This is a genomic window from Bradyrhizobium sp. BR14999, assembly GCF_056106085.1.
The window spans coordinates 5,603,299-5,627,492 of record NZ_CM148536.1 but is presented as its reverse complement, the minus strand read 5'-3'; the positions used below and the strand labels follow the sequence as shown (position 1 = coordinate 5,627,492).

The window sequence follows — 24,194 nt, the reverse complement described above, 5'->3', positions numbered from 1 at the left end:
TCGCATTGAATTCGCTTCGCAACGGACCACATAGATAACATGACCCAGGCGACACCAGCTTCGACACCAAAGCCCCGGCGGCCGCGCCCGCAGGTGATGCGGCTGACCGATGCCGCCGCGCAGCGGATCACGGAGCTGACCCAGCGCGCGGACTCCGAGATCGTCGGCCTGCGCGTCGGCGTGAAGAACGGCGGCTGCGCCGGCCAGTCCTACACCGTCGAATACGCCCACGAGATCCGCCCGACCGACGAGGTCGTCGAGGACAAGGGCGTCAAGATCCTGGTCGATCCCAAGGCCGTGCTGTTCCTGCTCGGCACCGAGATGGACTACAAGGCCGACAAGATGCAGGCCCAGTTCGTCTTCAACAACCCCAACCAGGTCTCCGCCTGCGGCTGCGGCGAGTCGGTCGAACTGCGGCCGGCGAAGGTTGAGGGGTAAGCCCGGCTTTCGCAACCCCCACCGCTGTCGTCCTGGCGGAAGCCAGGACCCATACCGCGTGATGCCTCGATCGTGGGAGGTATCCGTACCGCGTGGCGTAACTTTTACTCTTCGCTAAACTACTCCCTGGGGTAATGGGTCCTGGCTTTCGCCAGGACGACGGTGGGGAGAGAGTTGGGCCATGGACCGCGAATTCCTGATCGACCTGTTCGCCGATTTCGGCCCGGTCACCATCCGCAAAATGTTCTCCGGCTACGGTATCTCCGCCGACGGCATCAATTTCGCGCTGGCCCTGCGCGCCGGCCTGTTCTTCCGGGCCGACGAGGTGACCATTCCTGAGTTTGAGGCCGAAGGCTCAAAGCCGTTCCAGTATTCGACCCGTGCCAAGACCGTGCTGGTGAATTCCTATTGGGAGTTGCCGGCGCGGCTGTTCGACGATTCCGAGGAGCTGGCGCAATGGGCGAGGGCAGCACTCGCCGCCGCCCAGCGCGCCAAGGTGAAGAAGCGGCCGAAGGGGAAGAAGGCGGCAGGTAAGCCGGCGAAGAAGGTCGCCACGAAGAAATCCGCGGCGAAGAAGCGATCGGCCAAGAAGGCAGCCAAGAAGACGGTGCGGTAGGGTGGGCAAAGCGTCCGCCGTAGCTCGAAGCGCGAAGGCGAAGCGTGCCCACCATTCAGGACGACAGTGTGGGAACTGGTGGGCACGGCGCGATGCGCCTTTGCCCACCCTACAGCAGCTGCTGAAGACCTACGCCACGCGGTTGTGCGTCTCGACCGCGTATTCCGGATCGACTTCACAGATCACGCGGTTGCGGCCGTTGCGCTTGGCGGCGTAGAGGCAGGCATCCGCGCGCTCGATCAGCGCGTCGGTGTCGTCGCCCTGCTTGAGCAGGGAGACGCCGACAGAGATGGTGACGCGGCCGAGGATCTCGCCTGTCGACTTCTTCTTCAATTCCTTCGCCATCACTGCGCGGCGGATGTGGTCAGCCACCGTGAGCGCCTGGCGCAGCGCGGTGTTGGGCAGCACGACCGCGAATTCCTCGCCGCCATAGCGCGCCGTGATGTCCTGGCCCTTGATGGTCTGCTTCAGCGACAGGCCGACCAACCGCAGCACCTGGTCGCCGGTGAGATGGCCGTAGGAATCGTTGAACGACTTGAAATGATCGATGTCGAACAGCAGCAGCGACAGCGGCTCGCCGGAGGCGAGCGCGCTCTGCACGGCCATGCCGATCATGCGGTCGAAATATTTGCGGTTGCCGAGGCCGGTGAGCGGATCGGTCAGGCTCTCGGCGCGGATTGCCTCCAGGCTCTGCTGGAGGTTGCTGATCTCGTTCTTCGACAGCGTCAGGCGACCTTCCAGCGCCTTGTTGGCCTCGCGCATCTCGCTGGTCGAACGCAGTAGCGTCTCGACAATCGCCTTGATCTGGTCGCGGCTCTTGGCTGACGACAGTTTCTCGGTCGCACCCGACAGGCTGGCGTCGTAGGCGCCACTCATCCCAAGCGCATCGCCGAGAACCTTCATCACGTCGTCGATCTCGCCGATGACGCGCGCGCCGACCTTGTCGATGCGATCGGTGGTCTTGATGTGGGAGAGATAGGTCTCGTAGATCTGCTCGAGATCGGCTTCGGTCAGCTTGCCGTTACGCGCCAGCGTCTCGTTGATGATCTTGTTGAGCGGTGCGTTGTAGCCGGTGGCGTAGACGTACCAGATCTCGTAGTTGCGGGGGATTGCCGTCTGCCGAAGCGATCGGATCTGACCGAGCGCTACCTCGGCGAACGCCATCGTGCGTTCGTGTTCATCGAGAACCTTGACCACGGAACATACCCCACAGCGGTCGGTGCGCCCGCGACCGCAGCAATGCTTAAATTATGTTCGTAGGCTAACGGACGATCGTGAACGCCCCGTAAATATACGTTCACGAACCGTCTAAAAAAGTGTGGAGCAGTATTTTTGCAACCGAAACTGGAGCGCGTCGGCGCTTCAGGCGCCGGCGGGGGAGCGGACCGGCCGCAGCAGAAAGGCCGGCAGGTGCGAGTGATCGCCCGGCTCGCTGTCGACCTCGCGCTGGCGGCGCGGCTCGGGACGGCCGATCGAGGGCACATGCGACGCATTGGCCTGCGAACGCGCGCCGTGACGCGGCTCGGATCCGCGCTTCTCTTCGGGACGATGCCTTGCTTCGGACGGCTGTCGCGCCTCGCGCGGCTCGTGGCTGCGCTCACGGTCGTGACCGCGCCGCTCGCCGCGCTGCGGCTTGCCGCGTCCGCCGCGTGAACGTTCACGGCCGCGCTGCTCGCGCGGACGCTCGGTCCCGTCGGCGACCTCAGCGTGGACTTCGTAGTCGCCCTCGGCGCGCGGAATGTTCTGGCCGATCAGCTTCTCGATCGCCGCCATCGATTTCTGGTCGAGCGGCGTCACGATCGAGATCGCGGTGCCGGTGCGGCCGGCGCGGCCGGTGCGGCCGATGCGGTGAACGTAGTCGTCGGCGTGATGGGGAACGTCGAAATTGAAGACGTGGCTGACCTCGGGAATGTCGAGGCCGCGGGCGGCGACGTCGGAGGCCACCAGCAGCGGCAGCTCGCCCTTGCGGAACTGATCCAGCGCCGCCATGCGGGCCGGCTGGTCCATGTCGCCGTGCAGGGCGCCGACGCTGAAGCCGTGCTTCTGAAGCGATTTGTGAACGATGGCGACTTCACGCTTGCGATTGCAGAAGATGATCGCGTTCTTGAGGTCCTTGGCCTCGCGCAACAGACGGCGGAGCAGCTCGCGCTTCTCGTGCGCCTCGCGTCCGGCGGGCACCTGGGCCTGGGTGACGGTCACGGCGGTGGTGGCGGGCCGGGAGACTTCGACCTTCTGCGGATTGTGCAGGAAGGCCTCGGTGATACGCCGGATCTCCGGCGGCATGGTCGCGGTGAAGAACAGCGTCTGCCGCGTGAAGGGAACGAGCTTGCAGATGCGCTCGATGTCGGGGATGAAGCCCATGTCCAGCATGCGGTCGGCTTCGTCGATGACGAGCAGCTCGACGCCGGTGAGCAGGAGGCCGCCGCGCTCGGTATGGTCGAGCAGGCGGCCCGGCGTTGCGATCAGCACGTCGACGCCGCGCATCAGCTTGGCATCCTGATCGCCGAAGGAGACGCCGCCGATCAGGAGGGCGACGTTGAGTTTCTGGCCGGCGCCGTAGCGGTCGAAGTTTTCCTTCACCTGCGCCGCGAGCTCGCGGGTCGGCTCGAGGATCAGCGTGCGCGGCATGCGCGCCCGGGCTCGGCCCTTTTCGAGGATGGTGAGCATCGGCAGCACGAAGGCGGCGGTCTTGCCGGTGCCGGTCTGGGCGATGCCGAGCACGTCCTTGCGTGCGAGGACGTGGGGGATCGCCTGTTCCTGAATGGGGGTGGGGTTGGTGTAACCGGTGGCCGCCACTGCGGCGAGGACTTTTTCGGACAGTCCGAGATTTGAAAAGGACATTGAGCCTCTGGTCGAAACCGCCGTTCGGAATCGAGGGTAATAAGGCTGTCGCGTTCCACCCCGAAACGGCGCGCTCTCAAAGAAGCTGGGGGTGCTGACTCACGCGAACAAAGCGCCAGGCTCGGGAATCGGTCTTCGATCTGAGCCGCGTCGCCCCGGAACATAGGCGGGAATCCGCCAAAGTCAATGGAGCGGGCGCGGGAAGACCCTAAAAAGCCTGAGGTTTTTGCCCAAATAGCGGGCGCGGCTGGGGTTTTCCGCCCAACCCCGGGGGCTTGGCGGAGCCGGCAAACGGCGGCTAATGCCCCTCCCGATCCTGGGCCCGGAAGTCGCCGGGGGCCATGCCATAGGCGGCGTTGAAGACGCGGTAGTAGGTTGCCAGGCTCTCGAAGCCGCAGGAGGTCGCGATGTCGGCGATCAGCCGCTCCGGGGCCTCGCGCATCAGGCGGCGGCTCTGTTTCAGGCGCTCGTCGGTCACGGTCTGCGAGAAGCTCTTCTCCGCCGTCTCGAACAGCATGTGCAGGTGGCGCACGGAAATGCCGAGCAGGTCGGCCACCATGGTCGGCGCGAGCTTGGGGTCTTGCAGGTGGCGCGCGATCAGGCGCCGGGCCTGCGAGTGGCGGGCGGTCCGCAGTGCGGCCTGTCCGCGGCGGCTGCCGGGCCGCAGGATGCCGCGCTCGATCAGCGCCAGATGGGCGAGTGCCTGGACGAGGGAGGTCGCATCGGCAGCGCCGCCATCCGCCGCGGCCTCGTCGAGATCGGCAAAGCAGGCGCCGAGCAGGGGCGCCAGGGTAGGATCGTCAAAGGTCCGCGGTGCAAGCTCGCGCATGCGCTTGTCCCGCGCCGGGATGCTGCTCACCGGGATCTTCAGGATCCGCAAATGGAAGCCGCCTGCGCCCAGCGGCGCAGTGCGATAAGGCAGGTCGGTATGGCTGGTGGCGAAGCTGCCGTTTGCGATCGCGAAGTCGCTGCCGCGCATGCCGCCGAACCAGCCGCCGCTGCCGAGCTGCTGGTAGACGCAGATAGCGTCGCCCGGCGCGGAGGCGATGTCGGATGCGCTGCGCTCGACGGTGTAGGGTGAGGCCTTCAGCTCGACGAGGCCGGCGCCGCCAAGCTGGCGCAGCGAGAATTCGCCGAAGAAGTCGGCGCGGCGTTCGCGCGCGAGCTCGGCGGTGACGCCGAACAATCCCTTGGCACGCACCTCGCGCCAATAGTCGAAGCGGTCGTGCGGCTCGACCTCGTCGGTGCACCAGCGATACACGGCAGCCCCCTTCAACGGAATGCAAAAGAAAAAGCAGATTCCGACGGAATCTGCCATAGGGCCGATGATGGAATCGGGGACCAAGGCCCTTGAACCGTCGATATGGCTGGGCCGACTATCACATCAACGGCCGGGTTTGCCATGAACGACCGTTCGAGGGGACCGGCGTGGGGCCGTTCTGCAACGGGAAATATTGCGATGACGCGTCGGCTTTTCAGAATTCTGGCGGCACTCGGCCTCGCAGCGGGCCTGAGCGGCCTGGCGCTTCCCGCGCATGCCGAGAAGCGCGTCGCGCTCGTCATCGGCAACAACGACTACAAGAACGTGCCGAAGCTGCTCAAGGCGGTCAACGACGCCCGCACCATGGGCGATACGCTGAAGCAGCTGGGCTTCTCCGTGATGCTCGCCGAGAACCAGAACCGGCAGCAATTCTCCGAGACGCTGCTTGCCTTCGACAAGGCGATTGAGCCCGGCGACACCGCGTTCTTCTTCTATGCCGGCCACGGTTTCGAGATCGCCGGCCAGAACTATCTGCTGCCGACCGACGTTCCGGCGGCGACGGAGGGGCAGGAAGAGCTGGTGCGCGACGCCTCCATCCTGGCCGACCGCATCGTCGAGCGCCTTCAGAACAAGAAGGCGCGAACCTCGATCCTGGTGTTCGACGCCTGCCGCAACAATCCGTTCGAGCGCAAAGGAACCCGCGCGGTCGCCGGCGGCGGCGGGCTCGCGCCGATGACGCAACTGCCGGAAGGCGTGTTCTCGGTGTTTTCGGCAGGTCCCCGCCAGACCGCGCTCGATCGCCTCTCCAACGACGACGCCAATCCCAATTCGGTGTTCACGCGCACCTTCGCCAGGGAGCTGCTCAAGCCTGGCGAGAATCTCGTGCAGGTGGCGCAGCGCACCCGCCGCGCCGTCAGTGAGATGGCCGATACCGTGAAGCACAAGCAGGTGCCGGTCTATTTCGACCAGATGGTCGACGACGTGTTCCTCAGCGGCCTCGCCAAGGATGCCGCCGCGCAACCGGACGTTCCGCCGCCGCAGAAGCTCGCGGCGCTGCCGCCGGTGTCTGTGCCGCACCTGCCGAAGGAGGAGACCACCAACGCGCCGATCGCGAGCTTCTCGCGGCACAATGGCGGCTGGAGCGTGGTGTTTTCCTTCGCCGACCCGACGCTCGGCATTTCCTGGCGCATGGCCGGCAAGGGCGATTTCCGCGAGACCGGCTTCATCGACACCCTCGATCCGCGCACGCGCAAGCGAATGCCGAACCCGTCGATCGAATTGCCGTCGGACGCGCAAGCCGGCACCATCGAGGTCCGCTATGTCGATCAGTCCGGCGACATGCAGGGGCCGTTCCCGATCAGGTTCGATCCCGAGGCCGCGCTGATCCGCGACCAGCGCAAGATCCTCGACATGACCTCGACGAGCTGGCTGTCGTTCCGCGAGTTCAATGGGCTGCTGGTCTACTACACGCATCTCGTGTCCTACCGCTGCGCCATCCGCGAGGTGCGCATCGGCATCGACACCGCCGTGCCCAGCCAGGTGCTGAAGATGCCCGCTTGCGACATGCGCGATCCCAGCGCGATCAGCGCCGGCATGCCGCTCTACATGAAGCTCGCCCCGGCTACGCAGTTTGTCTCGGTGGAGCTGACCTATCGCGACGGCAGCGTCTCGGAGATCAAGAGTTTTCGCAGCGCGAACCGCAGCAATAATTGAGGTCTTCGTCGGCCGCGGCGTGATGAGCAGAAGACGGAACAACTCCTGCTGACCTGACTTGGATTGTCTGTCAAACCAGGGAGACGATTCATGTTCCGCAGATCCATCTTCGTAACGATCGCTTGCGTTGCATTGTCGACGGCGGCCCTCGCTCAAGGGGGAGGTGGTGCTGGCGGCGGAGGTGCAGGCGCAGCGGCAGGTACAGGTACCGGCGGCGCCAGCGCGGGATCTGCGGCCAGCCCGGGTGCCGGAATGGGCACGTCGTCCAGCAGCGCCAACTCCGGGTCGGCTCCCTCCGGGATGGGGACGCATGGCACCACCACGGGGGCCAACGTCAACACCAACATCGGTCAGCCCAATCCGAACGTTCAAGCTCCAACCGCAAACGCTAAGACGCCGGCAGCAGCGCAAGCCGAGCGAAACATGGGGGTCGGTCATGCGACCAATGGGTTGCCGATCGGCAGTCCCGGCACCGGGACCAGCAACGAGGACCAGAAATAGTCTGGTCCCGATTTCAGGCAAGGCCCGCGCTCTGCGGGCCTTTTTTATCAGGCGCTTGTTTGCTGGTGCAAACCGGGCGCGACGGGCTTTTGCCTGCAAATTGAGACTGCGCTCGGCTTGAATCGCGTTAGTATCGTCCGGCATATCTTGATCGATACTTACATCGCGGATCGCTGCGGCAATGACATCCGACCAACAACCAAACCGGAGCATGAAGGTCCGCTGCTGCATCGTCGGCGGCGGCCCGGCGGGCATGATGCTGGGCTATCTCCTGGGCCGCGCCGGCATCGACGTCGTGGTGCTGGAGAAGCACGCGGATTTCTTCCGCGACTTCCGCGGCGACACCGTGCATCCCTCGACGCTTCAGGTGATGGACGAGCTCGGCCTGATCGACGGCTTCCTGAAGCTGCCGCACCAGCGCTTGCAGAAGATGGATGGCCTGTTCGGCGGCACGCCGGTGCGCATCGCCGATCTCAGCCGGCTTCACACCAAGTACCCCTTCATCGCCTTCATGCCGCAATGGGACTTCCTGAATTTCCTGCGCGAGGCCGGCAAGCGTTTTACCTCGCTCAGGGTGATGATGAGCACGGAGGCCGTCGATCTGATCCGCCGCGGCGAGACGGTGACCGGCGTGCGGGCGAAGACGCCCGAGGGCATCATCGACATCGCGGCCGATCTCACCATTGCCTGCGACGGCCGGCATTCGACGGTGCGCGAGCGCGCCGGCCTTAAGGTCGAGGAGATCGGCGCGCCAATGGACGTGCTGTGGTTCCGCGCCGGCCGCAGGCCCGACGAGACGGAGAGTGTGTTCGCGCGGATCGAGCCCGGCAAGATGATGATCACCTTCGACCGCGGCGATTATTGGCAATGCGCCTATGTCATCGCCAAGGGGCAATTTGATGCGGTGAAGGCGAGGGGACTGCAGGCGCTGCTCGATGACGTCGTGCGCATGGCGCCGATCCTTCGATCCGGCATCGCGGAGGTGAAGAGCTTTGACGACATCAAGCTGCTCACCGTCGCGATCAACCGCCTGACGCGCTGGACATTGCCAGGCCTGCTTCTCATCGGTGATGCCGCGCACGCGATGTCGCCAGTCGGCGGCGTCGGCGTCAATCTCGCCGTGCAGGACGCGGTCGCGACCGCAAACCTGCTGGCCGACAAGATGGAGCACGGTTGTCCATCGGAGAACGAGCTCGATGCGGTGCGACGCCGGCGCGAGTTCCCGGTGAAGATGACGCAGCGCATGCAGGTCATCATGCAGAACAACATCATCAGCGGCGCCTTGCAGCCGGGCGATCGGCCGCTCAAGGTACCCTTGATCTTGCGCCTCATCACCGCAGTGCCCTGGCTCCAGGGCATTCCGGCGCGCCTGCTTGCGCTCGGCGTTCGGCCCGAGCACGTCCAGTCGAAGGCCGCGCCGCCATCGTAGCGCAAGACATCGCTAGGGATAACGCTGCGTTAAAGCGCGCGCGGCGCGTTGCGCACGTGCAACAGCACAAACGGATTCTCGGGCCACCGCGTGTCGATCTTGTCACGTTAACCGTGTTGATTTCAATTTTAGTAAGAGCCGTCTGTGACCGTGCGCCCATCAAAGGACACGGGGTGTACCATGCGTAACAAATTGATTGCCGCCTTCGCTTGCACGACCGCTCTGGTTTCGACCGGCGCCGCTTCCGCCGCCGATCTTGCTGCGCGCTACACGAAGGCGCCCGCCTATGTCGAGCCGCTGTTCAACTGGACCGGTTTCTATGTCGGCGGCCACATCGGTGGCGCATGGACCAACGAGCAGTTCATCAACAACGGGACCGGCGCGGCGTTCGGCGATTTGCTCCCGGGAGAGGGCTATCGTCAGCGCAACTCGGGCATCATGGGCGGCGCGCAGATCGGCTACAACTGGCAGGCCAACAACTTTGTGTTCGGCATGGAAGGTACGATCTCCGGCCTCGACAACAAGGGTACGGTCGTGAACACCGCGTTCGCGCCGGCGAACGACGTGTTCTCCTGGCGGGCCAATGTGCTGGCGACGGTCGTCGGTCGTGCCGGCTTTGCCGTGCAGAACAACCTCTTCTACATCAAGGGCGGCTATGCGGGGGTCAACAACCGACTCTCGGTCACCGACCCGGTCGTAGCGGGTACGGGCGGACAGACTCACTGGGCCAATGGCTGGACCGTCGGCGCCGGCTGGGAATACGGCATCACCCGCAACTGGATCGTCGGCCTCGAATACAACTACGCGGCCTTCGGCAGCCAGACCTATCAACTCGGCGGCACGGCGGGCAATTACACCTTCGATGCCAAGCCGCGTGACATCCAGTGGGCCGTCGTGCGCGCGAGCTACAAGTTCGACGCGCCGACCATCGCCCGCTACTGAGCACGTCGACGCAACGCGACCAACGATCAAAAAAGAGCACTGCCAAAAATTCAAAAGCCCCGGCTTCCACCGGGGCTTCTTTTTGCGTGCAGTGTTGTGGTGCAGGCCTGGCGTCAGGCCATCACCGAGAAGCCGCCGTCGACGGGGATCGCGGTTCCCGTGACGAAGTTCGACGCGGGCGAGGCGAGGAATACGGCGATGCCGGCGAAGTCGTCGATGTCACCCCAACGCCCCGCGGGCGTGCGCGCGAGCACGCGCTCGTGCAGCCCCGAGACTTGCTGCCGCGCGCCGCGGGTGAGGTCGGTGTCGATCCAGCCCGGCAAGATGGCGTTGACCTGGATGTTGTCGGGCGCCCAGGCGTTGGCGCAGGCGCGCGTGTACTGCACGATGCCGCCCTTGCTCGCCGCATAGGCGGTCGCGAAGCTCGCACCGAAGATCGACATCATCGAGCCGATGTTGATCACCTTGCCGTTGCCGGACGCCTTCAAGGCTGGATAGGCCAGCTTCGAGCACACGAACGCGCTGGTGAGGTTGGTGTCGATCACCTTGTTCCACTCGTCGAGCTCGAGCTCGTGCGGGGGCTTGCGGATGCTCATCCCGGCATTGTTGATGAGGACGTCGATGCGGCCGAGCTCCCTGATGACGCGGTCGACCATGGCCGCGACGGCGGCCGTGTCGGTCACGTCGGTGGTGATGGCGATTGCTTTTACGCCGCGCTGGCTGAGATCGGCCACGGCGGCGGCGGACTTGGCTTCGTTGCGTCCGACCACGGCGATGTCGGCGCCGGCGTCGGCAAGGCCGCGGGCCATGCCGAGCCCGATGCCGCCATTGCCTCCTGTTACGACAGCGACCTTGCCGCGAAGATCGAACCGGCTGGATGTCATGCTTTTATTCCCTGGTTTCTTCTATTGGTTGCTTTGCCAGATCAGCACCAGCCCGAAGCCGGCCATGGCTGCGCCATAGCCGGCCCATTGTAGCTGGTTGACCATGAAGCTCGATCGCGGCCAGGCAAGCGTGCCCGTGCCCTGTCCGATCCAGAGCAGCCCGACGGCAGTCGCAAACAGGCCTGCGATCAGCAGAAATCTGCGCATGCATTCCTCCCCATCGATCCGCTTCTGTCGCGACACGGCGATGAAGGATCGCCGCCGCCGCGAAGCTTGAGCGCACACTAACCGTAGCTTCGGTTCGGATACAATGGCGGTGCCGGGACAAGCCGGCGTGCGGGGAGGAGGCTATGCTTCTGGACAAGCACTCGAGCCAAAGGCGATCAGGGATGCCGATCGGCGGTGGTGGAAGCGCGGCCTCGTCGATACACCTCACTGAGGCGTGCGTCGGCCGTTGACAGGCCCACAACGAAAAAGCCCCGGACGATGCCGGGGCTTTGACGTCTGAACGGGAGGTCAGATCAGTACTTCGCGACGACCGGACCGGTCCAGTTGAAGCGGTAGACCAGCGAGGTGCTGATGGTCTGCACCAAGGGCTTGAAGCTGATGGAGTCGGTGGTCACGAGGTTGCCGACGTCGGTGCGGACGGCAATGTCCTTACGATCGTAGTAGGCAGCACGATATTCGGTCTTCATGAACCAGCCCGGCGCCGTGATGCCGAAAATGTTCAGATTGTTCTCGACGCCACCGCCGACGAACCAGCCATTGCGGTTGAACGAGTCGGTGTGGAAGCCCGAAGCCGTCCCGGCGAGATTCGTCAAGCCAGCGCCCGACCAGTGCGATCCAGTGTAACCGCCATTGACGTAGGAGAGAACATTCGGAGCAACCAGATAGCCGAGGCGAACACCCGCAGCCCAAGCGTCCTGCATCTTGATGCGGCCGGTCAGCGCAGCAAACTCATCGTTGATGCTGCCGCGCAGGCTGCCGAACTGACCATCGGCGAACACGCCAGCCACCCAGGTACCGGAGAACTGCCAGTCGTAGCCGGCACCGACCGTTCCAAACCAGCCATCGCCGCCGACACGCTGATCGATCGTCACGGGAACGCCAACGAAGTTGGTGTGGGAGTCCGCATCCCAGACGCCGCCGCCGGCGCCACCGAAGATGTAGAAGCCGGTCCAATTGGCGACCGGCGCGGGCACCGGAGCCTTCACGTAGGGACGGGCAGCAAGGTCAGCGGCCGAGGCCGAACCGGTCATTGCCGCAACCGCGGTCAGAGCGAGCAAAGTCTTCTTCATGTTAAAATCCCCAACCTTGGTCTATCGTAGCCGGCGCGAGCGCGCTGTAAGTTCGTGTGATCTGATACCCGGACTATAGACGTTTCCTGCCGAAATGCTGTTGCTGGGCAGGCACACTCGCCGGAAAACGCCTATCGGCAGAGATCTGATTTGAGAGGGCTATTTCATAAAATAACTACATTCTATCAATGAGTTGGATGCTGGTGGTGTAAACTTGGAGTCTGGCAACCTCTCGTTAACGAAATCTGCTTCGTCCGGAATGGAGGCAATCCTGCCTCAGCTTTGGTTCCCGTGAGTCGTTGGCCGAGTCGCAGCGCGAAGGGCGGGAATCAACCGCGACCTGGCGGACCACCGGCAAGGTCGTCCTCACAAACGAAAGAGCCCCGGCGGTCAAACCGGGGCTCTTGATGGGACGCGGCAGCGTGAGGCTGGCGGGTCAGACGTCCAGCAGTTCCTCGCTGGCAAACTCGGCCTTGTCCGAGATGAACGCGAAGCGCGCCTCGGCCTTGGTGCCCATCAGGCGTTCCACCGAATCCGCCGTGGTGTCGCGATCGTCGGCAAGCAGCACCACCTTGAGCAGCGTCCGCTTGCCCGGATCCATGGTGGTTTCCTTGAGCTGCGCCGGCATCATCTCGCCGAGGCCTTTGAAGCGGTTCACCTCGACCTTGGCGTTGGCGTTGAACGCGCTCTTGATCAGCTCTTCCTTGTGCTTGTCGTCGCGGGCATAGACCGATTTGGTGCCGTGGGTCAGCTTGTAGAGCGGCGGCACCGCGAGGAAGAGGTGCCCTTCGTCGATCAGCCGCGGCATCTGCCGGTAGAAGAAAGTGATCAGCAGCGAAGCGATATGCGCGCCGTCGACGTCGGCGTCGGTCATGATGATGATGCGCTGGTAGCGCAAATCCTCTTCGCGATAATGCAAGAGCTGGCCGCAGCCGATCGCCTGCACGAGATCGGAGAGCTGGGCATTCGCCGTCAGCTTGTCCTTGCCGGCGGAGGCGACGTTGAGGATCTTGCCGCGCAACGGCAGCACGGCCTGGGTCTTGCGATCGCGCGCCTGCTTGGCGCTACCGCCGGCCGAGTCGCCCTCGACGATGAAGAGCTCGGAGCCTTCGGTGCCGGCATCGGTGCAGTCGGCGAGCTTGCCAGGCAGACGCAGCTTCTTGCCCGCAGTCTTGCGCGCGGTCTCCTTTTCCTGGCGCCGGCGCAACCGCTCCTCGGCGCGATCGATCACGAAGTCGAGCAGCCTGTTGGCCATGTTCGGATTGCCCGACAGCCAATGGTCGAACGGATCCTTCATCGCCTGTTCGACGATGCGCTGCGCTTCTGCCGTGGCGAGGCGGTCCTTGGTCTGGCCCTGGAATTCAGGCTCGCGCACGAACACCGAGAGCATCACGGCGGCGCCGACCATCACGTCTTCGGAGGTGACGGACGCCGCGCGCTTGCCCTGACCGACGCGCTCGGCGTGATCCTTCAGGCCGCGCAGCAGCGCGCTGCGCAAACCCGATTCATGTGTGCCTCCATCGGGCGTCGGCACGGTGTTGGTGTAGGAGGAGAGAAAACCGTCGGCATCGGCGGTCCACGCCACCGCCCATTCGCAGGCGCCATGGGCACCGTTACGGCCGGATTTTCCGGAGAAGATGTCGGGATGCACGAGCGTGTCGGCGTGGATCGCCGCAGCGAGATAATCCTTGAGACCGCCGGGGAAGTGGAACGTCGCCTCCGCCGGCACGTCCTCGACGCCCTTGAGTAGCTCGGGCGCGCAGTTCCAGCGGATTTCGACGCCGCCGAACAGATACGCCTTCGAGCGCGTCATCTTGAACAGGCGCTGCGGCTTGAACGAGGCCTTGGCGCCGAAAATGTCGGTATCGGGCTTGAAGCGCACGCGCGTGCCGCGGCGGTTGTTGACCTTGCCGAGATCCTCGAGCTTGCCCTTGGGGTGCCCGCGCTCGAACGTCATGCGGTAGAGCTTTTGGCTGCGCGCGACCTCGACCTCGAGGCGCGAGGAGAGGGCGTTCACCACGGAGATGCCGACGCCGTGCAGACCGCCCGAGGTCTCGTAGACCTTGGAGTCGAACTTGCCGCCCGAATGCAGCGTGCACATGATGACTTCGAGCGCCGACTTCTTCGGGAATTTCGGATGCGGATCGACCGGGATGCCGCGGCCGTTGTCGGTCACGGTCAGGAACCCGTCCGCGCTCAGATCGACCTCGATGAAGGTCGCGTGCCCAGCCAGCGCCTCGTCCATGGAGTTGTCGATGACTTCGGCGAAGAGGTGATGCAGCGCCTTCTCATCGGTGCCGCCGATATACATGCCGGGTCGGCGCCGCACCGGTTCCAGGCCCTCGAGCACCTCGATGTCGGCCGCCGTGTAGTCGGCTTCCCCGCCGCTTCCGCGCGAGGCCGTCTTGGCGGCGGGCGCGCGGGACCTTGGCCCGTCGGCGCCGAACAGATCGTCTTTCGCTTTGGTTTTCAACTGCTTGGACATATTTCTTGATACGTTTTGAGGGCCGCAGGAGCGGCGAATTGGTTAGGCCGACTATGCCACTTCTGACTCGGAAAGGTTACAGCTGGGCCTGTCGGGCCGTGTGGTTGGTTGCCAATCTCGGCGATTTTACGCCGCAGACCCGCCAAGTCCCGGCAATTTGACGTCCGGACCCATCCCTAACCGGGCTTTGTGACTTGATGTCACACAAGCCCTTGGCTTACCAGTCCTTTTCATCGAGCAGCACCTTGAGACAGGGCGGAAGGCTAATCTGGAATGGAGCAGTTTGCGCACGCCCTTGCCGACTTCGTGCGCGCTCACCAGGCTTGGGCGGCGCCGATCGTGTTCCTGCTCGCCTTCGGGGAGTCGCTTGCCTTCATCTCGCTGCTGGTTCCGGCCTGGGGCGCGCTGGTGGGGATTGGTGCGCTGATCGGGGTGAGCGGCATCAGCTTCTTTCCGGTCTGGATCGCTGGCGGCCTTGGCGCGGCGCTGGGTGACTGGGTCTCCTACTGGTTCGGCTACCGTTACAAGGAGAGCGTCGCCCAGATGTGGCCGCTCTCGCGCTATCCGGAACTCCTGCCCAAGGGCGAGGTCTTCGTGCGGAGCTGGGGTGTGCCCAGCATCTTCATCGGCCGCTTTTTCGGCCCCTTGCGCGCCTCGGTGCCGCTCGCAGCCGGCATCTTCGAGATGCCCTATTGGAGCTTCCAGGTCGCCAATTTCGTCTCGGCACTGGTCTGGTCCGCGGCACTGCTGCTGTTCGGCGACGTGATCGCAAAGCTGATGGAATGGATCTGGCGTCTCCTCTGAGACCGTGAACCTTGACGGGAACCGGATCTGGCCTTATAGCCGCGCGCCATGATCAACGCCGCGACCATCCTGTTCGCCCGTCGCCGCCGCCGCTCTTTAGCGGTTTGGGCGGTCGATCGCGTTTGAGATCATCGTCTTTGCCGCTGGATCCGGTCCGCGGCATTTTCTCTCCTGTCAGCGCGATCTGATCCGGCGGCTTCCCAAGGAGGCCCAGCAGGAGACCACGATGTACACGCCACCCTTTTTCAAGCAGGACCGCGCCGCGAGCCTGAAATTCGCCGAGGAGCGCGGCTTCGGCACCATGTGCGCCTTCGATGGCCACAAGCCGGTCGCGTCCCCGCTGCCGTTCTATCTGACCTACGCCGCTGACGGCACGCCGCAGGCCGCCTTCCATGTAGCCCGTCACAATCCGCTGCTAAAGCTTGCGGGCGGTGATGCGTCCTGGCTGCTCGCGGTCAATGGTCCCGATGCCTATGTATCGCCGGACTGGTACGTCTCGCCCGATCAGGTGCCGACCTGGCTCTACCAGTCGGTGCATCTGAGCGGGCCGGTGTGGCTGCTATCGGACGACGAACTGGCGCTGCAGATCGACACGCTCAGCGACAAGTTCGAGACTCGGCTGCTGCCGAAAAAGCCCTGGACATCAGGCAAGATGACGGCGGGCCGGCTCGAGACAATGAAGAAGGCGATCGTGGGTCTGGTGATGACGGTTGAGGAGGTCGAAGGCAGCTTCAAGCTGAACCAGCACAAATCGGACGCCGACTATACGGCGATCGCCAACGCGCTTGGCGCCGACGATGCCGATGCGAAGCAGATCGCACATTTGATGCGGCAGGCCCGGCCGCAAGCTTTTGCAAACGATACGAACATGCTCGAAGGGAGCGCGCCATGAGCCTCGCTGACACCACCAAAGCCCCGACCTCCAGTGCGGCGAAGAAGCCCGCAACCGTCTTCGTCGACGGCGGCTCCGGCACCACCGGGCTCGGCATCAACGAGCGGCTGAAGCTTCAGGGCGACGTTGCGGTGAAGACCATCGCCGACGACAAGCGCAAGGACCCCGCGGCCAAGAAAGCGCTGATGGAGGAGGTGGATCTCGTCATCCTCTGCCTGCCCGACGATGCCGCCAGGGAGACGGTCGCTCTCGTCGACAGCATGGGCGCCTCCGCGCCGAAGGTGCTGGACGCCTCCACCGCCTACCGGGTCGCGCCGGACTGGGCCTATGGCTTCCCCGAGCTGACGCCGGATCAGGCCGGCAAGATCAAGGCCGCGAAAAAGGTCTCCAATCCCGGCTGCTATCCGACCGGCGCGATCGCGCTATTGCGGCCGATCGTCGATGCCGGCCTGCTGCCGCAGGATTATCCCGTCACCGTCAATGCGGTGAGCGGCTATTCCGGCGGCGGCAAGTCGATGATCGCGAGCTTCGAAGACGGCAGCGCGCCGTCCTTCGAGCTCTACGGTCTCGGCTTCGAGCACAAGCATCTGCCTGAGATGCAGCTCTACTCGAACCTGACGCGGCGGCCGATCTTCATTCCCTCGGTTGGCAATTACCGTCAGGGCATGCTGGTCTCGATACCGCTCCAGCTCGACACGCTGCCGGGCAAGCCCAGCGGATCCGATCTCCAGGCCGCGCTCGCCAAGCGCTACACCGGCTCGAAATATGTCAAGGTGATGCCGCTCCAGAACGAGGCGACCAAGGGCGGCCGGCTCGAGCCGGAGGCGCTCAACGAAACCAACATGCTCGAACTCTACGTCTTCGCCAGCGACAAATATCACCAGGCCGTGCTGGTCGCCCGGCTCGACAATCTCGGCAAGGGCGCCTCGGGCGCAGCCGTGCAGAACATGCGGCTGATGCTGGGATTGCCGGAGGAGTAGGGCACGAACCTATCCACCGTCATTGCGAGCGAAGCGAAGCAATCCAGAAATGTCCGCGCGGAAGCGGTCTGGATTGCTTCGTCGCTTCAGCGCAGGATCACGTCCGCCGGAAACGGCCGAACGGGGCGGCCGGCGCAGACATTGTCGCGTGCCACCACCGCGTCGTGGTGAGACTTTTCGATGTCACCCAGCGAGCGGCTGGAGATGTCACACGCCTCCTGATGGTCTCGCGCGTAGGCGCGCAGGGAGCTCCAGGCGAGCGATGCGCGGATGTAGGCGTCACAGCGGCCCGGCATCAATCCACGGTTCATCGGCTTTGTGGCCTCGATGGCCTCACCGCGCAGGCGCGTCAGTTCGGGGCATTGCGCCTGTGCGTTGGCTGCGCCGCCAGATCCGGCAAGCAAGATCATCGTCATGATTGGCAAAAGGGGCCGCATCGGGATTCCCCATTCTGGTGGACCGCCGTGGCGATCATATCCCCGGAGGGCCAACGCGTACAGTTTGGCCGTTGTCGCCGGATGCCCGCTAGCCGACGATCCATTCAAGCAATGCGTTCTGCGCGTGCAGGAGATAGGCCTTTGCGGTTGGGCTCTGGCAGGCGCGATGCGACATCGCATCAAGGTTAACCTCACGGCCTCGCGTGACTGGCGGGCAGGGCAGAAAAATGACGTCGGGACGGCATTTGTCGAGCAGCGATCCCGATATCTGGTACTCAAGGAGTTGATCCGCACGTGCGTCGTCAGGCCAGCAATCCGTGACGATCACGTCCGCATCGAACAACGCATCCAGGCTGGTGCTGGCGGTGAAGTTCGGAGCCGCGACGTCCTTGATATGGCGGTCTTCCGGACAGATCTGGGTCACCCGGAGTGGCAGCGCGATGGAGGCTTCGGCCCATGACCTCAGGATGTTCGCGGCCGGAGCCACGCCGACGACTTTCAGTCCGTCCAGGCTCGCCCTCCTGCTCCTGACATAGGCGAGATCGCCGAGCGTTTCGCAAGGGTGGTTCGATCGCGTTCGCGCATTGACGACCGGCGCATCGGCGTGGGACGCGAGCTCTCGCAGAGCCAACAGCTCCCTGGTGCGCACGATCAGGACATCGAACCAGTTGTCGAGATATTTGGCGAGATCGGCCGTCGCCTCGCCGGTGTTGAATCTGACTGGCGCGCTTACACAGATGCTCCCATGGCCTTCACGCCGAGCTCGAAGGCGGTCGTATTCCGCCAGCCGCTGTCGTCGGCGATCAGCGCCACGCGCTTGCCGGCGAGGCGCTGAGGCATGGCGCGGTCGTTCCATGCCGCCGCGAGCACCTGCGCGCGGTCGATGATGGACAGGATCGCTTCCGCGCCGAGGTCGTGGAATTCAAGAAAATCCCGGGCGGCTTCGTTGTCCATTACTACGAGCCATCACGTGCTCAAAGCGCCCTAAAGATCGCCAGCGCCAGCACGGCTTGGGCGAAGAAGCCGACGGTGAAGGCGAGCGTGCGGAACACCGGGATCCCGATCGCGTAGACGATCAGATGCGCGACGCGGGACCAGAAATAGACGGCGCAGGCGAGCACGGTCCATTTGGTGGAATAGTCGATCGCATTCAGGATCAGCACCAGTGGCGCGAAGATCACGAGATTCTCGACCGCGTTGTCGTGCGCGAACATCAGCCGGGTGGCCCATTCGGCCTGCGGCTTGTCGCTGCGCGAGGGATTGGCCATGGCCCCGGAAAGACCGCGGACCTGGCAGCGGTTGATGATGTAGGGGATCCAGAGGATGCCGGTCAGGATCACCGTCAGTGTCAGCCAGAACAATTCGCGCGTCATAGTCCGGTCCCCTCTGTCGTCACGGTGGTGAGAGCGAGTCTATACGAAAGCGCGCAAGATTGCGCCATGCGCATGGAAGCCTTGTTTGCGCATGATGCTTTCGGAAACCGCTTCGCACTTTTCCGGATCATGCGCTATGCGCGGACCGTGACATAGCTGCCGGGCGCGTCTTCGATCGGAGGCAGGGCGTCACTGCCGGCCGCGCGCGCCGGGACCTCCTCCGGATCGAGTGCACCCAGCCATTGCCGCCAGTCCGGCCACCACGAGCCCTTGTGCTCGACGGCGCCCTTCATCCATTGCGCGACGTTGACGTCCTTGATGTTGTCGTTGGTCCAGTACTGATATTTGTTCGAGGCCGGCGGATTGACCACGCCGGCGATGTGGCCGGAGCCCGACAGCACATATTTCACCGGGCCCCCGAAGAACTGCGAGCCGTACAGCACCGATTCCGCCGGCGCGATGTGGTCTTCGCGGGTGGCGAGGTTGTAGACCGGGACCTTGACCTTGGAGAGATCGAGCAGGGTGTTGTCGAGCACCATCGTGCCGGTCGACAGCCGGTTCTCCAGATAGCAGTTGCGCAAATAATAGGAATGGTTCGCCTGGGTCATGCGCGTCGCATCGGAATTCCAGTGCAACAGGTCGAACGCGCTCGGCTGCTGGCCCTTCAAATAGTTGCTGACGACGTAGGACCAGATCAAATCGTTGGAGCGCAGCATGTTGAAGGCCATCGCCATCTTCGAGCCTTCGAGCACGCCGGCCGTCTTCATGTCATGCTCGAGGGCTGCGATCTGCTCCTCGTCGACGAACACGAGGAGATCGCCGGCATGGGTGAAATCGACCTGGGCGGCGAAGAACGTCGCCGATGCAACGCGCTGGCGGCGTTTCTCGGCGAGCCAGGCCAGCGTGGTCGCGAGCATCGTGCCGCCGACGCAATAGCCGGCGGTGTGCACCTTCATCTCGCCAGTGACCCTCTCGATCACGTCCATCGCCGTGAGCGGACCTTCCTTCATGTAGTCTTCCCAGCCCTTGTTGCCGAGCCGCTTGTCGGGATTGACCCATGAGATCACGAACACGGTGATGCCCTGATCGACGCACCACTTGATGTAGGATTTCTCCGGCTTGAGATCGAGGATGTAGAACTTGTTGATCCAGGGCGGCACGATCAGGAGCGGGGTGCGCAGCACCTTCTCCGTGGTCGGCGAATACTGGATCAGCTGCATCATCTCGTTCTGGTAGATCACCTTGCCCGGCGTCGTCGCCATGTTGACGCCGACGACGAGATTGTCCGGATTGGATTGGCGGATCTTCAGCATGCCCTTGCCGGCCGCGATGTCCTCGGCGAGCATCTTGAGGCCGCGCGCGAGGTTGTCGCCGCTGCTGGCCACCGTCTCGCGCAACACCTCCGGATTGGTCAGCACGAAGTTCGATGGCGACAGCGCGTTGGTGACCTGCTGGACGTAGAACTCGGCCTTGCGGCGTGTGTGCGGATCGAGCCCTTCGGCGTCGCGCACCAGTTCCTGCGCCCATTTGGTCGTGAGCAGATAGAGCTGCATCACGAAATCGAAGAACTGGTTCGACTTCCATTCCGGATCGGCAAAGCGCTTGTCGCGCGGCGAAGGCGCGATCGCGGGCGGAGCGTCCTGGCCAGCCATGCGGCGGACGGCAGAGCCCCAGAGGTCGAGATAATCCTTGGCGAGCTTGGTCTGGAGATCGGAGGAGCGGGACGTGTCCGACAGCCAGTATTCGGCGACCGAGGTGAAGGTCTTGACGACCTCGGCAAGCTCGGCCGGCGGGCGATCCTGCACCTCGCCGCTTTCGCGCGGTTTGAGATAGGCAGCGAGCGCCTTGCCACCACTCTCCATCGCTCGCGCGACATTCATCGCGAAGGCTTCGGCATCGAACTTCGTCTCGAACGTGTTGCCGGATTTGGGCGTGTCGGTTGTGATGGTACTCATGCGCAGAACAGTAACGATTCATTCCGTATTCGTCACCGCGAAGCTCGCATCTTTGGCGTTAAACACTCTCGAAGATGTGCTGCAGTGCGACAAATTTTCTTGGTTTCGTCACAATCGAGCCGCACCGCTCGGCTTGGTAGTGCCGGGCTATTTTCTCGCTCACACCATTTGGGCAGCAATGGTTTGAGCTTGGGCGCGGTCTTGGGTAAGGTTTGCCCGGGGCCGTGCTTTGGGACGAGTAGGGGATTTCCCAAGTGTTGGCGTTATGGGACCTGCAAAAGACGCTGCCGATCCGCGGCGCGCTGTTGATCGCGGCGCTCGCCCTCGGCGGCTGCTCGAGCCAGCTTGCGGATATGACACCTGCGGATGCGCAGGCGCATCCCAAGGAGCCCGGCAGCTATCTGCCGGTGCATGATCTGCCGCCGGATCGCGATCAGGCGACCATCCCGCCGGACCAGCGCGCCAAGATCGAGGCTGAGCTCGCCGCGGCGCGCGATCGTCAGGCCGTGGCCGCCAAGGACGCCAAGTGAGCAGCCAAGTGAGCAAGTGAGACGGTGCAAGGTAATCGCTGGCGCCCCCGTCTTGCCGTGCTAAAAGACCTCAGTTCAGCCGAGAGTCAGGGCGAACGACTTCAGTCGCCATTGTCGATGATTGCTCTAAGTATTTGATTTTGAGTAGTTTTCGCGAGGGGCTGGGCGCGTTTCCGAACGGCCGTTGTGGCCTGTCGATTCTGTCCTGACCGGCTGCCCGGAGCCCAGAGAGCCATGGAAGAATTTTACCGCATCCGCCGCCTGCCGCCTTACGTGTTCGAACAGGTCAACCGGGCCAAGGCGGCCGCGCGGAATGCCGGCGCCGACATCATCGACCTCGGCATGGGCAATCCGGACCTGCCGGCCCCGCCGCATGTGCTCGAGAAGCTCAAGGAGACGCTCGGCAAGCCTCGCACCGATCGCTACTCGGCCTCCCGCGGCATCCCGGGGCTGCGCCGGGCCCAGGCCGCCTATTATGACCGCCGCTTCGGCGTGAAGCTCAACCCGGACACCCAGGTCGTAGCGACGCTGGGCTCGAAGGAGGGCTTTGCCAACGTGGCGCAGGCCATCACCGCGCCGGGCGATGTCATCCTCTGTCCGAACCCGAGCTATCCGATTCACGCGTTCGGCTTTTTGATGGCGGGCGGCGTGATCCGCTCGGTACCTTCGGAGCCGACGCCGCAATTCTTCGAGGCGGCGGAGCGGGCGATCATCCATTCGATCCCCAAGCCGCTGGCGCTCGTCGTCTGCTATCCCTCGAACCCGACCGCCTATGTCGCGAGCCTCGACTTCTACAAGGATCTCGTCGCCTTCGCGAAGAAGCACGAAATCCTGATCCTGTCCGATCTCGCTTATGCCGAGGTTTATTTCGACGAGAATAGCCCGCCGCCCTCGGTGCTCCAGGTGCCCGGCGCGATGGACGTCACCGTCGAGTTCACCTCGATGTCGAAGACCTATTCCATGGCCGGCTGGCGCATGGGCTTTGCGGTGGGCAATGAGCGCCTGATCGCGGCACTCGCCCGCGTCAAATCCTATCTCGACTACGGCGCGTTCACGCCAGTGCAGGTCGCCGCGACCGCGGCGCTGAATGGACCCGACGATTGCATCAAGGAGATGCGCGACACCTACCGCAAGCGCCGCGACGCGCTGGTGGAATCGTTCGGCCGCGCCGGCTGGGAGATTCCGCCACCGGAGGCCTCGATGTTCGCTTGGGTGCCGCTGCCGGAGGCCTTCCGCAGCGTCGGCAGCATGCAATTCGCGACCCTGATGGTGGAGAAATCCGGCGTCGCGGTGTCGCCCGGCGTCGGCTTCGGCGAGTATGGTGAAGGATATGTCCGCATCGCCATGGTGGAAAACGAGCAACGGATCAGGCAGGCCGCGCGCGGCGTGCGCCGCTTCCTTGAAAGCGGCATCGAAACGTTGCACAACATCGTTCCGCTCGCCAATCGGCGCTAGTTCTCTTCTGCAGGTTTTCTGAAGTATCATGGTCGCACCCCTGAAAGTGGGCATAGCGGGGCTCGGCACCGTGGGTGCCGAAGTTGTCCGTTTGATCGAAACGCAAGCGCGCGTGCTCACGGGGCGCAGCGGCCGCGGCATCCGCGTCGTTGCCGTCACCGCGCGGTCGAAGGCGAAAAAGCGCGGCGTCGACCTGCGCGGCGTCGAATGGGCGAAGGATCCGATGGCCCTTGCCACCCATCCCGAGGTCGATTGCTTCGTCGAGTTGATGGGCGGTGCCGGTGATCCCGCGCTGTCGGCGGTGGAAACCGCGCTCAATGCCGGCAAGTCCGTTGTCACCGCCAACAAGGCGCTGCTCGCCAAGCACGGCCTCAAGCTCGCCAAGGCGGCTGAAAAGCACGGCGGCGCGCTGAATTTCGAGGCAGCGGTCGGCGCCGCGATCCCTGTCATCAAGACGTTACGTGAAGGTCTTGCCGGAACCGGCATCAACCGCGTCTATGGCATCCTCAACGGCACCTGCAACTACATCCTGACCCGGATGGAGCAGGAGGGGCTGTCCTTTGCCGAATGCCTGAAGGACGCGCAGCGGCTCGGCTATGCCGAGGCCGATCCGTCCTTCGACGTCGACGGCCACGACACCGCGCAAAAACTCGCCATTCTCGCCAGCCTCGCTTTCGGCACAAAAGTTGCTCAAAGCGCAGTGTATGTCGAAGGCATCTCATCCATCGCGCCGGAAGATCTTCGTGCGGCGGCCGATCTCGGTTACCGCGTCAAGCTCCTCGGCGTTGCGGTTCGCACCGCCAAGGGCATCGAACAGCGCGTGCATCCGACCATGGTGCCAAAATCCTCCTCGATCGCGCAGGTGATGGGTGTCACCAATGCAGTCACGATCGACGGCGAGGGGATTCCGCCGATCACGCTGGTCGGCCCCGGCGCAGGCGGTGCCGCGACCGCGTCCGCCGTGGTCGCCGACATCGCCGATGTTGCGCGCGGCATCCGCGCCAATCCGTTCGGCCGGCCCATCGCGCAACTGCACGACACCAAGAAAGCGCCGATGGAGCGGCATGAGGGCGGCTATTACATCCGCCTGCTCGCGCGCGATTTCCCGGGTACAGCGGCCGCGATCGCGACCCGGCTTGCAGAACAGAAGATTTCGATCGAGTCGATCGTGCAGCGTCATCCCAATGGCGGCGCTGCGCCCAGCGACGGCAAGGCGGTGCCCGTGCCCGTCATCCTGATCACCTATGCGACCCATGAAGACGCGGTGCGCCGCGCGCTCGCCGCCGTTCAGCACGACAAGGTAATCAGTGGACGGCCGCAGGTGATCCGGATCGAGAAGAACTAGAGCATGATCCGGACC

At 64.0% G+C, this 24,194-nt stretch carries 22 protein-coding genes and 1 pseudogene; 12 read left to right on the top strand and 11 right to left on the bottom strand.

Features of this window, described 5'->3' with window-relative positions; all coding sequences use genetic code 11:
- The first annotated feature begins 39 nt into the window (after positions 1–39).
- Positions 40–438 (top strand): HesB/IscA family protein, encoded by a 399-nt coding sequence (locus tag ACR9YP_RS26330; RefSeq protein ID WP_091887957.1) that lies wholly within the window; start codon positions 40–42, stop codon positions 436–438.
- 181 nt (positions 439–619) lie between these two features.
- Complete coding sequence (locus ACR9YP_RS26325; RefSeq protein ID WP_474217524.1) at positions 620–1,054, top strand: TfoX/Sxy family protein; 435 nt, start codon at positions 620–622, stop codon at positions 1,052–1,054.
- 129 nt (positions 1,055–1,183) lie between these two features.
- On the opposite strand, the gene ACR9YP_RS26320 is transcribed toward ACR9YP_RS26325, so the two are convergent.
- The 3 genes from ACR9YP_RS26320 to ACR9YP_RS26310 all read right to left on the bottom strand — a co-directional run bounded on the left by ACR9YP_RS26320 (position 1,184) and on the right by ACR9YP_RS26310 (position 5,156).
- Positions 1,184–2,251 (bottom strand): GGDEF domain-containing protein, encoded by a 1,068-nt coding sequence (locus tag ACR9YP_RS26320; RefSeq protein ID WP_130219627.1) that lies wholly within the window; start codon positions 2,249–2,251, stop codon positions 1,184–1,186.
- A 165-nt stretch (positions 2,252–2,416) separates the two neighbouring features.
- Complete coding sequence (locus tag ACR9YP_RS26315; protein WP_474217523.1) at positions 2,417–3,895, bottom strand: DEAD/DEAH box helicase; 1,479 nt, start codon at positions 3,893–3,895, stop codon at positions 2,417–2,419.
- A gap of 298 nt (positions 3,896–4,193) precedes the next feature.
- Entirely contained in the window at positions 4,194–5,156 is a 963-nt protein-coding gene (locus ACR9YP_RS26310; protein WP_474217522.1) for an AraC family transcriptional regulator, read from the bottom strand.
- A gap of 198 nt (positions 5,157–5,354) precedes the next feature.
- On the opposite strand from ACR9YP_RS26310, the gene ACR9YP_RS26305 reads away from it, so the two are divergent.
- From ACR9YP_RS26305 to ACR9YP_RS26290, 4 genes are all read left to right on the top strand, one after another.
- Entirely contained in the window at positions 5,355–6,869 is a 1,515-nt protein-coding gene (locus tag ACR9YP_RS26305; protein ID WP_474217521.1) for a caspase family protein, read from the top strand.
- A gap of 90 nt (positions 6,870–6,959) precedes the next feature.
- Positions 6,960–7,370 (top strand): hypothetical protein, encoded by a 411-nt coding sequence (locus ACR9YP_RS26300; RefSeq protein WP_474217520.1) that lies wholly within the window; start codon positions 6,960–6,962, stop codon positions 7,368–7,370.
- A 181-nt stretch (positions 7,371–7,551) separates the two neighbouring features.
- The gene (locus ACR9YP_RS26295; protein ID WP_474217519.1) at positions 7,552–8,799 is read left to right on the top strand and encodes an FAD-dependent oxidoreductase; all 1,248 of its coding nucleotides are present in this window, start codon (positions 7,552–7,554) and stop codon (positions 8,797–8,799) included.
- Between the two features lie 180 nt (positions 8,800–8,979).
- Positions 8,980–9,741, top strand: a complete 762-nt coding sequence (locus tag ACR9YP_RS26290; RefSeq protein WP_370987455.1) for an outer membrane protein — start codon at positions 8,980–8,982, stop codon at positions 9,739–9,741.
- A gap of 113 nt (positions 9,742–9,854) precedes the next feature.
- On the opposite strand, the gene ACR9YP_RS26285 is transcribed toward ACR9YP_RS26290, so the two are convergent.
- The 4 genes from ACR9YP_RS26285 to parE form a co-directional block, all read right to left on the bottom strand.
- Complete coding sequence (locus ACR9YP_RS26285) at positions 9,855–10,625, bottom strand: SDR family NAD(P)-dependent oxidoreductase (protein WP_474217518.1); 771 nt, start codon at positions 10,623–10,625, stop codon at positions 9,855–9,857.
- Positions 10,626–10,646: 21 nt separating this feature from the next.
- Positions 10,647–10,832 (bottom strand): hypothetical protein, encoded by a 186-nt coding sequence (locus ACR9YP_RS26280; RefSeq protein ID WP_091888160.1) that lies wholly within the window; start codon positions 10,830–10,832, stop codon positions 10,647–10,649.
- 314 nt (positions 10,833–11,146) lie between these two features.
- The gene (locus ACR9YP_RS26275) at positions 11,147–11,923 is read right to left on the bottom strand and encodes an outer membrane protein (RefSeq protein WP_091887940.1); all 777 of its coding nucleotides are present in this window, start codon (positions 11,921–11,923) and stop codon (positions 11,147–11,149) included.
- A 436-nt stretch (positions 11,924–12,359) separates the two neighbouring features.
- Positions 12,360–14,408, bottom strand: a complete 2,049-nt coding sequence (gene parE / locus ACR9YP_RS26270; protein WP_474217517.1) for a DNA topoisomerase IV subunit B — start codon at positions 14,406–14,408, stop codon at positions 12,360–12,362.
- Positions 14,409–14,681: 273 nt separating this feature from the next.
- Between parE and ACR9YP_RS26265 the strand changes: the two genes are divergently transcribed.
- The 3 genes from ACR9YP_RS26265 (at position 14,682) to argC (ending at position 17,084) form a co-directional block, all read left to right on the top strand.
- Positions 14,682–15,212, top strand: a complete 531-nt coding sequence (locus ACR9YP_RS26265; protein ID WP_091887936.1) for a DedA family protein — start codon at positions 14,682–14,684, stop codon at positions 15,210–15,212.
- Positions 15,213–15,438: 226 nt separating this feature from the next.
- Positions 15,439–16,104 (top strand): FMN-binding negative transcriptional regulator, encoded by a 666-nt coding sequence (locus tag ACR9YP_RS26260; protein ID WP_474217516.1) that lies wholly within the window; start codon positions 15,439–15,441, stop codon positions 16,102–16,104.
- Positions 16,101–17,084: an N-acetyl-gamma-glutamyl-phosphate reductase gene (gene argC, locus ACR9YP_RS26255; protein WP_474217515.1), complete on the top strand. Its 984-nt coding sequence runs from the start codon at positions 16,101–16,103 to the stop codon at positions 17,082–17,084. The genes ACR9YP_RS26260 and argC overlap by 4 nt, the downstream gene beginning before the upstream one ends.
- Positions 17,085–17,170: 86 nt before the next feature.
- On the opposite strand, the gene ACR9YP_RS26250 is transcribed toward argC, so the two are convergent.
- From ACR9YP_RS26250 to ACR9YP_RS26235, 4 genes and pseudogenes are all read right to left on the bottom strand, one after another.
- Entirely contained in the window at positions 17,171–17,521 is a 351-nt protein-coding gene (locus ACR9YP_RS26250; RefSeq protein ID WP_474217514.1) for a hypothetical protein, read from the bottom strand.
- Positions 17,522–17,609: 88 nt separating this feature from the next.
- Positions 17,610–18,475: pseudogene (locus ACR9YP_RS26245) on the bottom strand (ornithine carbamoyltransferase).
- Between the two features lie 20 nt (positions 18,476–18,495).
- Positions 18,496–18,894: an MAPEG family protein gene (locus ACR9YP_RS26240; RefSeq protein WP_438108584.1), complete on the bottom strand. Its 399-nt coding sequence runs from the start codon at positions 18,892–18,894 to the stop codon at positions 18,496–18,498.
- 134 nt (positions 18,895–19,028) lie between these two features.
- Positions 19,029–20,849 (bottom strand): PHA/PHB synthase family protein, encoded by a 1,821-nt coding sequence (locus ACR9YP_RS26235; protein WP_438108582.1) that lies wholly within the window; start codon positions 20,847–20,849, stop codon positions 19,029–19,031.
- Between the two features lie 254 nt (positions 20,850–21,103).
- Between ACR9YP_RS26235 and ACR9YP_RS26230 the strand changes: the two genes are divergently transcribed.
- From ACR9YP_RS26230 to ACR9YP_RS26220, 3 genes are all read left to right on the top strand, one after another.
- Complete coding sequence (locus ACR9YP_RS26230) at positions 21,104–21,379, top strand: hypothetical protein (protein WP_091887926.1); 276 nt, start codon at positions 21,104–21,106, stop codon at positions 21,377–21,379.
- A 234-nt stretch (positions 21,380–21,613) separates the two neighbouring features.
- Positions 21,614–22,834: an LL-diaminopimelate aminotransferase gene (locus tag ACR9YP_RS26225; protein WP_370987448.1), complete on the top strand. Its 1,221-nt coding sequence runs from the start codon at positions 21,614–21,616 to the stop codon at positions 22,832–22,834.
- A gap of 28 nt (positions 22,835–22,862) precedes the next feature.
- Complete coding sequence (locus ACR9YP_RS26220; RefSeq protein WP_474217513.1) at positions 22,863–24,179, top strand: homoserine dehydrogenase; 1,317 nt, start codon at positions 22,863–22,865, stop codon at positions 24,177–24,179.
- Positions 24,180–24,194: the final 15 nt, after the last annotated feature.

What these genes read in the sequence shown, in the direction of transcription:
- ACR9YP_RS26330 (WP_091887957.1), top strand. Translation starts at nt 40, where the DNA reads ATGACCCAGGCGACACCAGCTTCGACACCAAAGCCCCGGCGGCCGCGC.
- ACR9YP_RS26325 (WP_474217524.1), top strand. Translation starts at nt 620, where the DNA reads ATGGACCGCGAATTCCTGATCGACCTGTTCGCCGATTTCGGCCCGGTC.
- ACR9YP_RS26315 (WP_474217523.1), bottom strand. Translation starts at nt 3,895, where the DNA reads ATGTCCTTTTCAAATCTCGGACTGTCCGAAAAAGTCCTCGCCGCAGTG.
- ACR9YP_RS26305 (WP_474217521.1), top strand. Translation starts at nt 5,355, where the DNA reads ATGACGCGTCGGCTTTTCAGAATTCTGGCGGCACTCGGCCTCGCAGCG.
- ACR9YP_RS26300 (WP_474217520.1), top strand. Translation starts at nt 6,960, where the DNA reads ATGTTCCGCAGATCCATCTTCGTAACGATCGCTTGCGTTGCATTGTCG.
- ACR9YP_RS26295 (WP_474217519.1), top strand. Translation starts at nt 7,552, where the DNA reads ATGACATCCGACCAACAACCAAACCGGAGCATGAAGGTCCGCTGCTGC.
- ACR9YP_RS26290 (WP_370987455.1), top strand. Translation starts at nt 8,980, where the DNA reads ATGCGTAACAAATTGATTGCCGCCTTCGCTTGCACGACCGCTCTGGTT.
- ACR9YP_RS26285 (WP_474217518.1), bottom strand. Translation starts at nt 10,625, where the DNA reads ATGACATCCAGCCGGTTCGATCTTCGCGGCAAGGTCGCTGTCGTAACA.
- ACR9YP_RS26280 (WP_091888160.1), bottom strand. Translation starts at nt 10,832, where the DNA reads ATGCGCAGATTTCTGCTGATCGCAGGCCTGTTTGCGACTGCCGTCGGG.
- ACR9YP_RS26275 (WP_091887940.1), bottom strand. Translation starts at nt 11,923, where the DNA reads ATGAAGAAGACTTTGCTCGCTCTGACCGCGGTTGCGGCAATGACCGGT.
- parE (WP_474217517.1), bottom strand. Translation starts at nt 14,408, where the DNA reads ATGTCCAAGCAGTTGAAAACCAAAGCGAAAGACGATCTGTTCGGCGCC.
- ACR9YP_RS26265 (WP_091887936.1), top strand. Translation starts at nt 14,682, where the DNA reads ATGGAGCAGTTTGCGCACGCCCTTGCCGACTTCGTGCGCGCTCACCAG.
- ACR9YP_RS26260 (WP_474217516.1), top strand. Translation starts at nt 15,439, where the DNA reads ATGTACACGCCACCCTTTTTCAAGCAGGACCGCGCCGCGAGCCTGAAA.
- argC (WP_474217515.1), top strand. Translation starts at nt 16,101, where the DNA reads ATGAGCCTCGCTGACACCACCAAAGCCCCGACCTCCAGTGCGGCGAAG.
- ACR9YP_RS26250 (WP_474217514.1), bottom strand. Translation starts at nt 17,521, where the DNA reads ATGCGGCCCCTTTTGCCAATCATGACGATGATCTTGCTTGCCGGATCT.
- ACR9YP_RS26240 (WP_438108584.1), bottom strand. Translation starts at nt 18,894, where the DNA reads ATGACGCGCGAATTGTTCTGGCTGACACTGACGGTGATCCTGACCGGC.
- ACR9YP_RS26235 (WP_438108582.1), bottom strand. Translation starts at nt 20,849, where the DNA reads ATGAGTACCATCACAACCGACACGCCCAAATCCGGCAACACGTTCGAG.
- ACR9YP_RS26225 (WP_370987448.1), top strand. Translation starts at nt 21,614, where the DNA reads ATGGAAGAATTTTACCGCATCCGCCGCCTGCCGCCTTACGTGTTCGAA.
- ACR9YP_RS26220 (WP_474217513.1), top strand. Translation starts at nt 22,863, where the DNA reads ATGGTCGCACCCCTGAAAGTGGGCATAGCGGGGCTCGGCACCGTGGGT.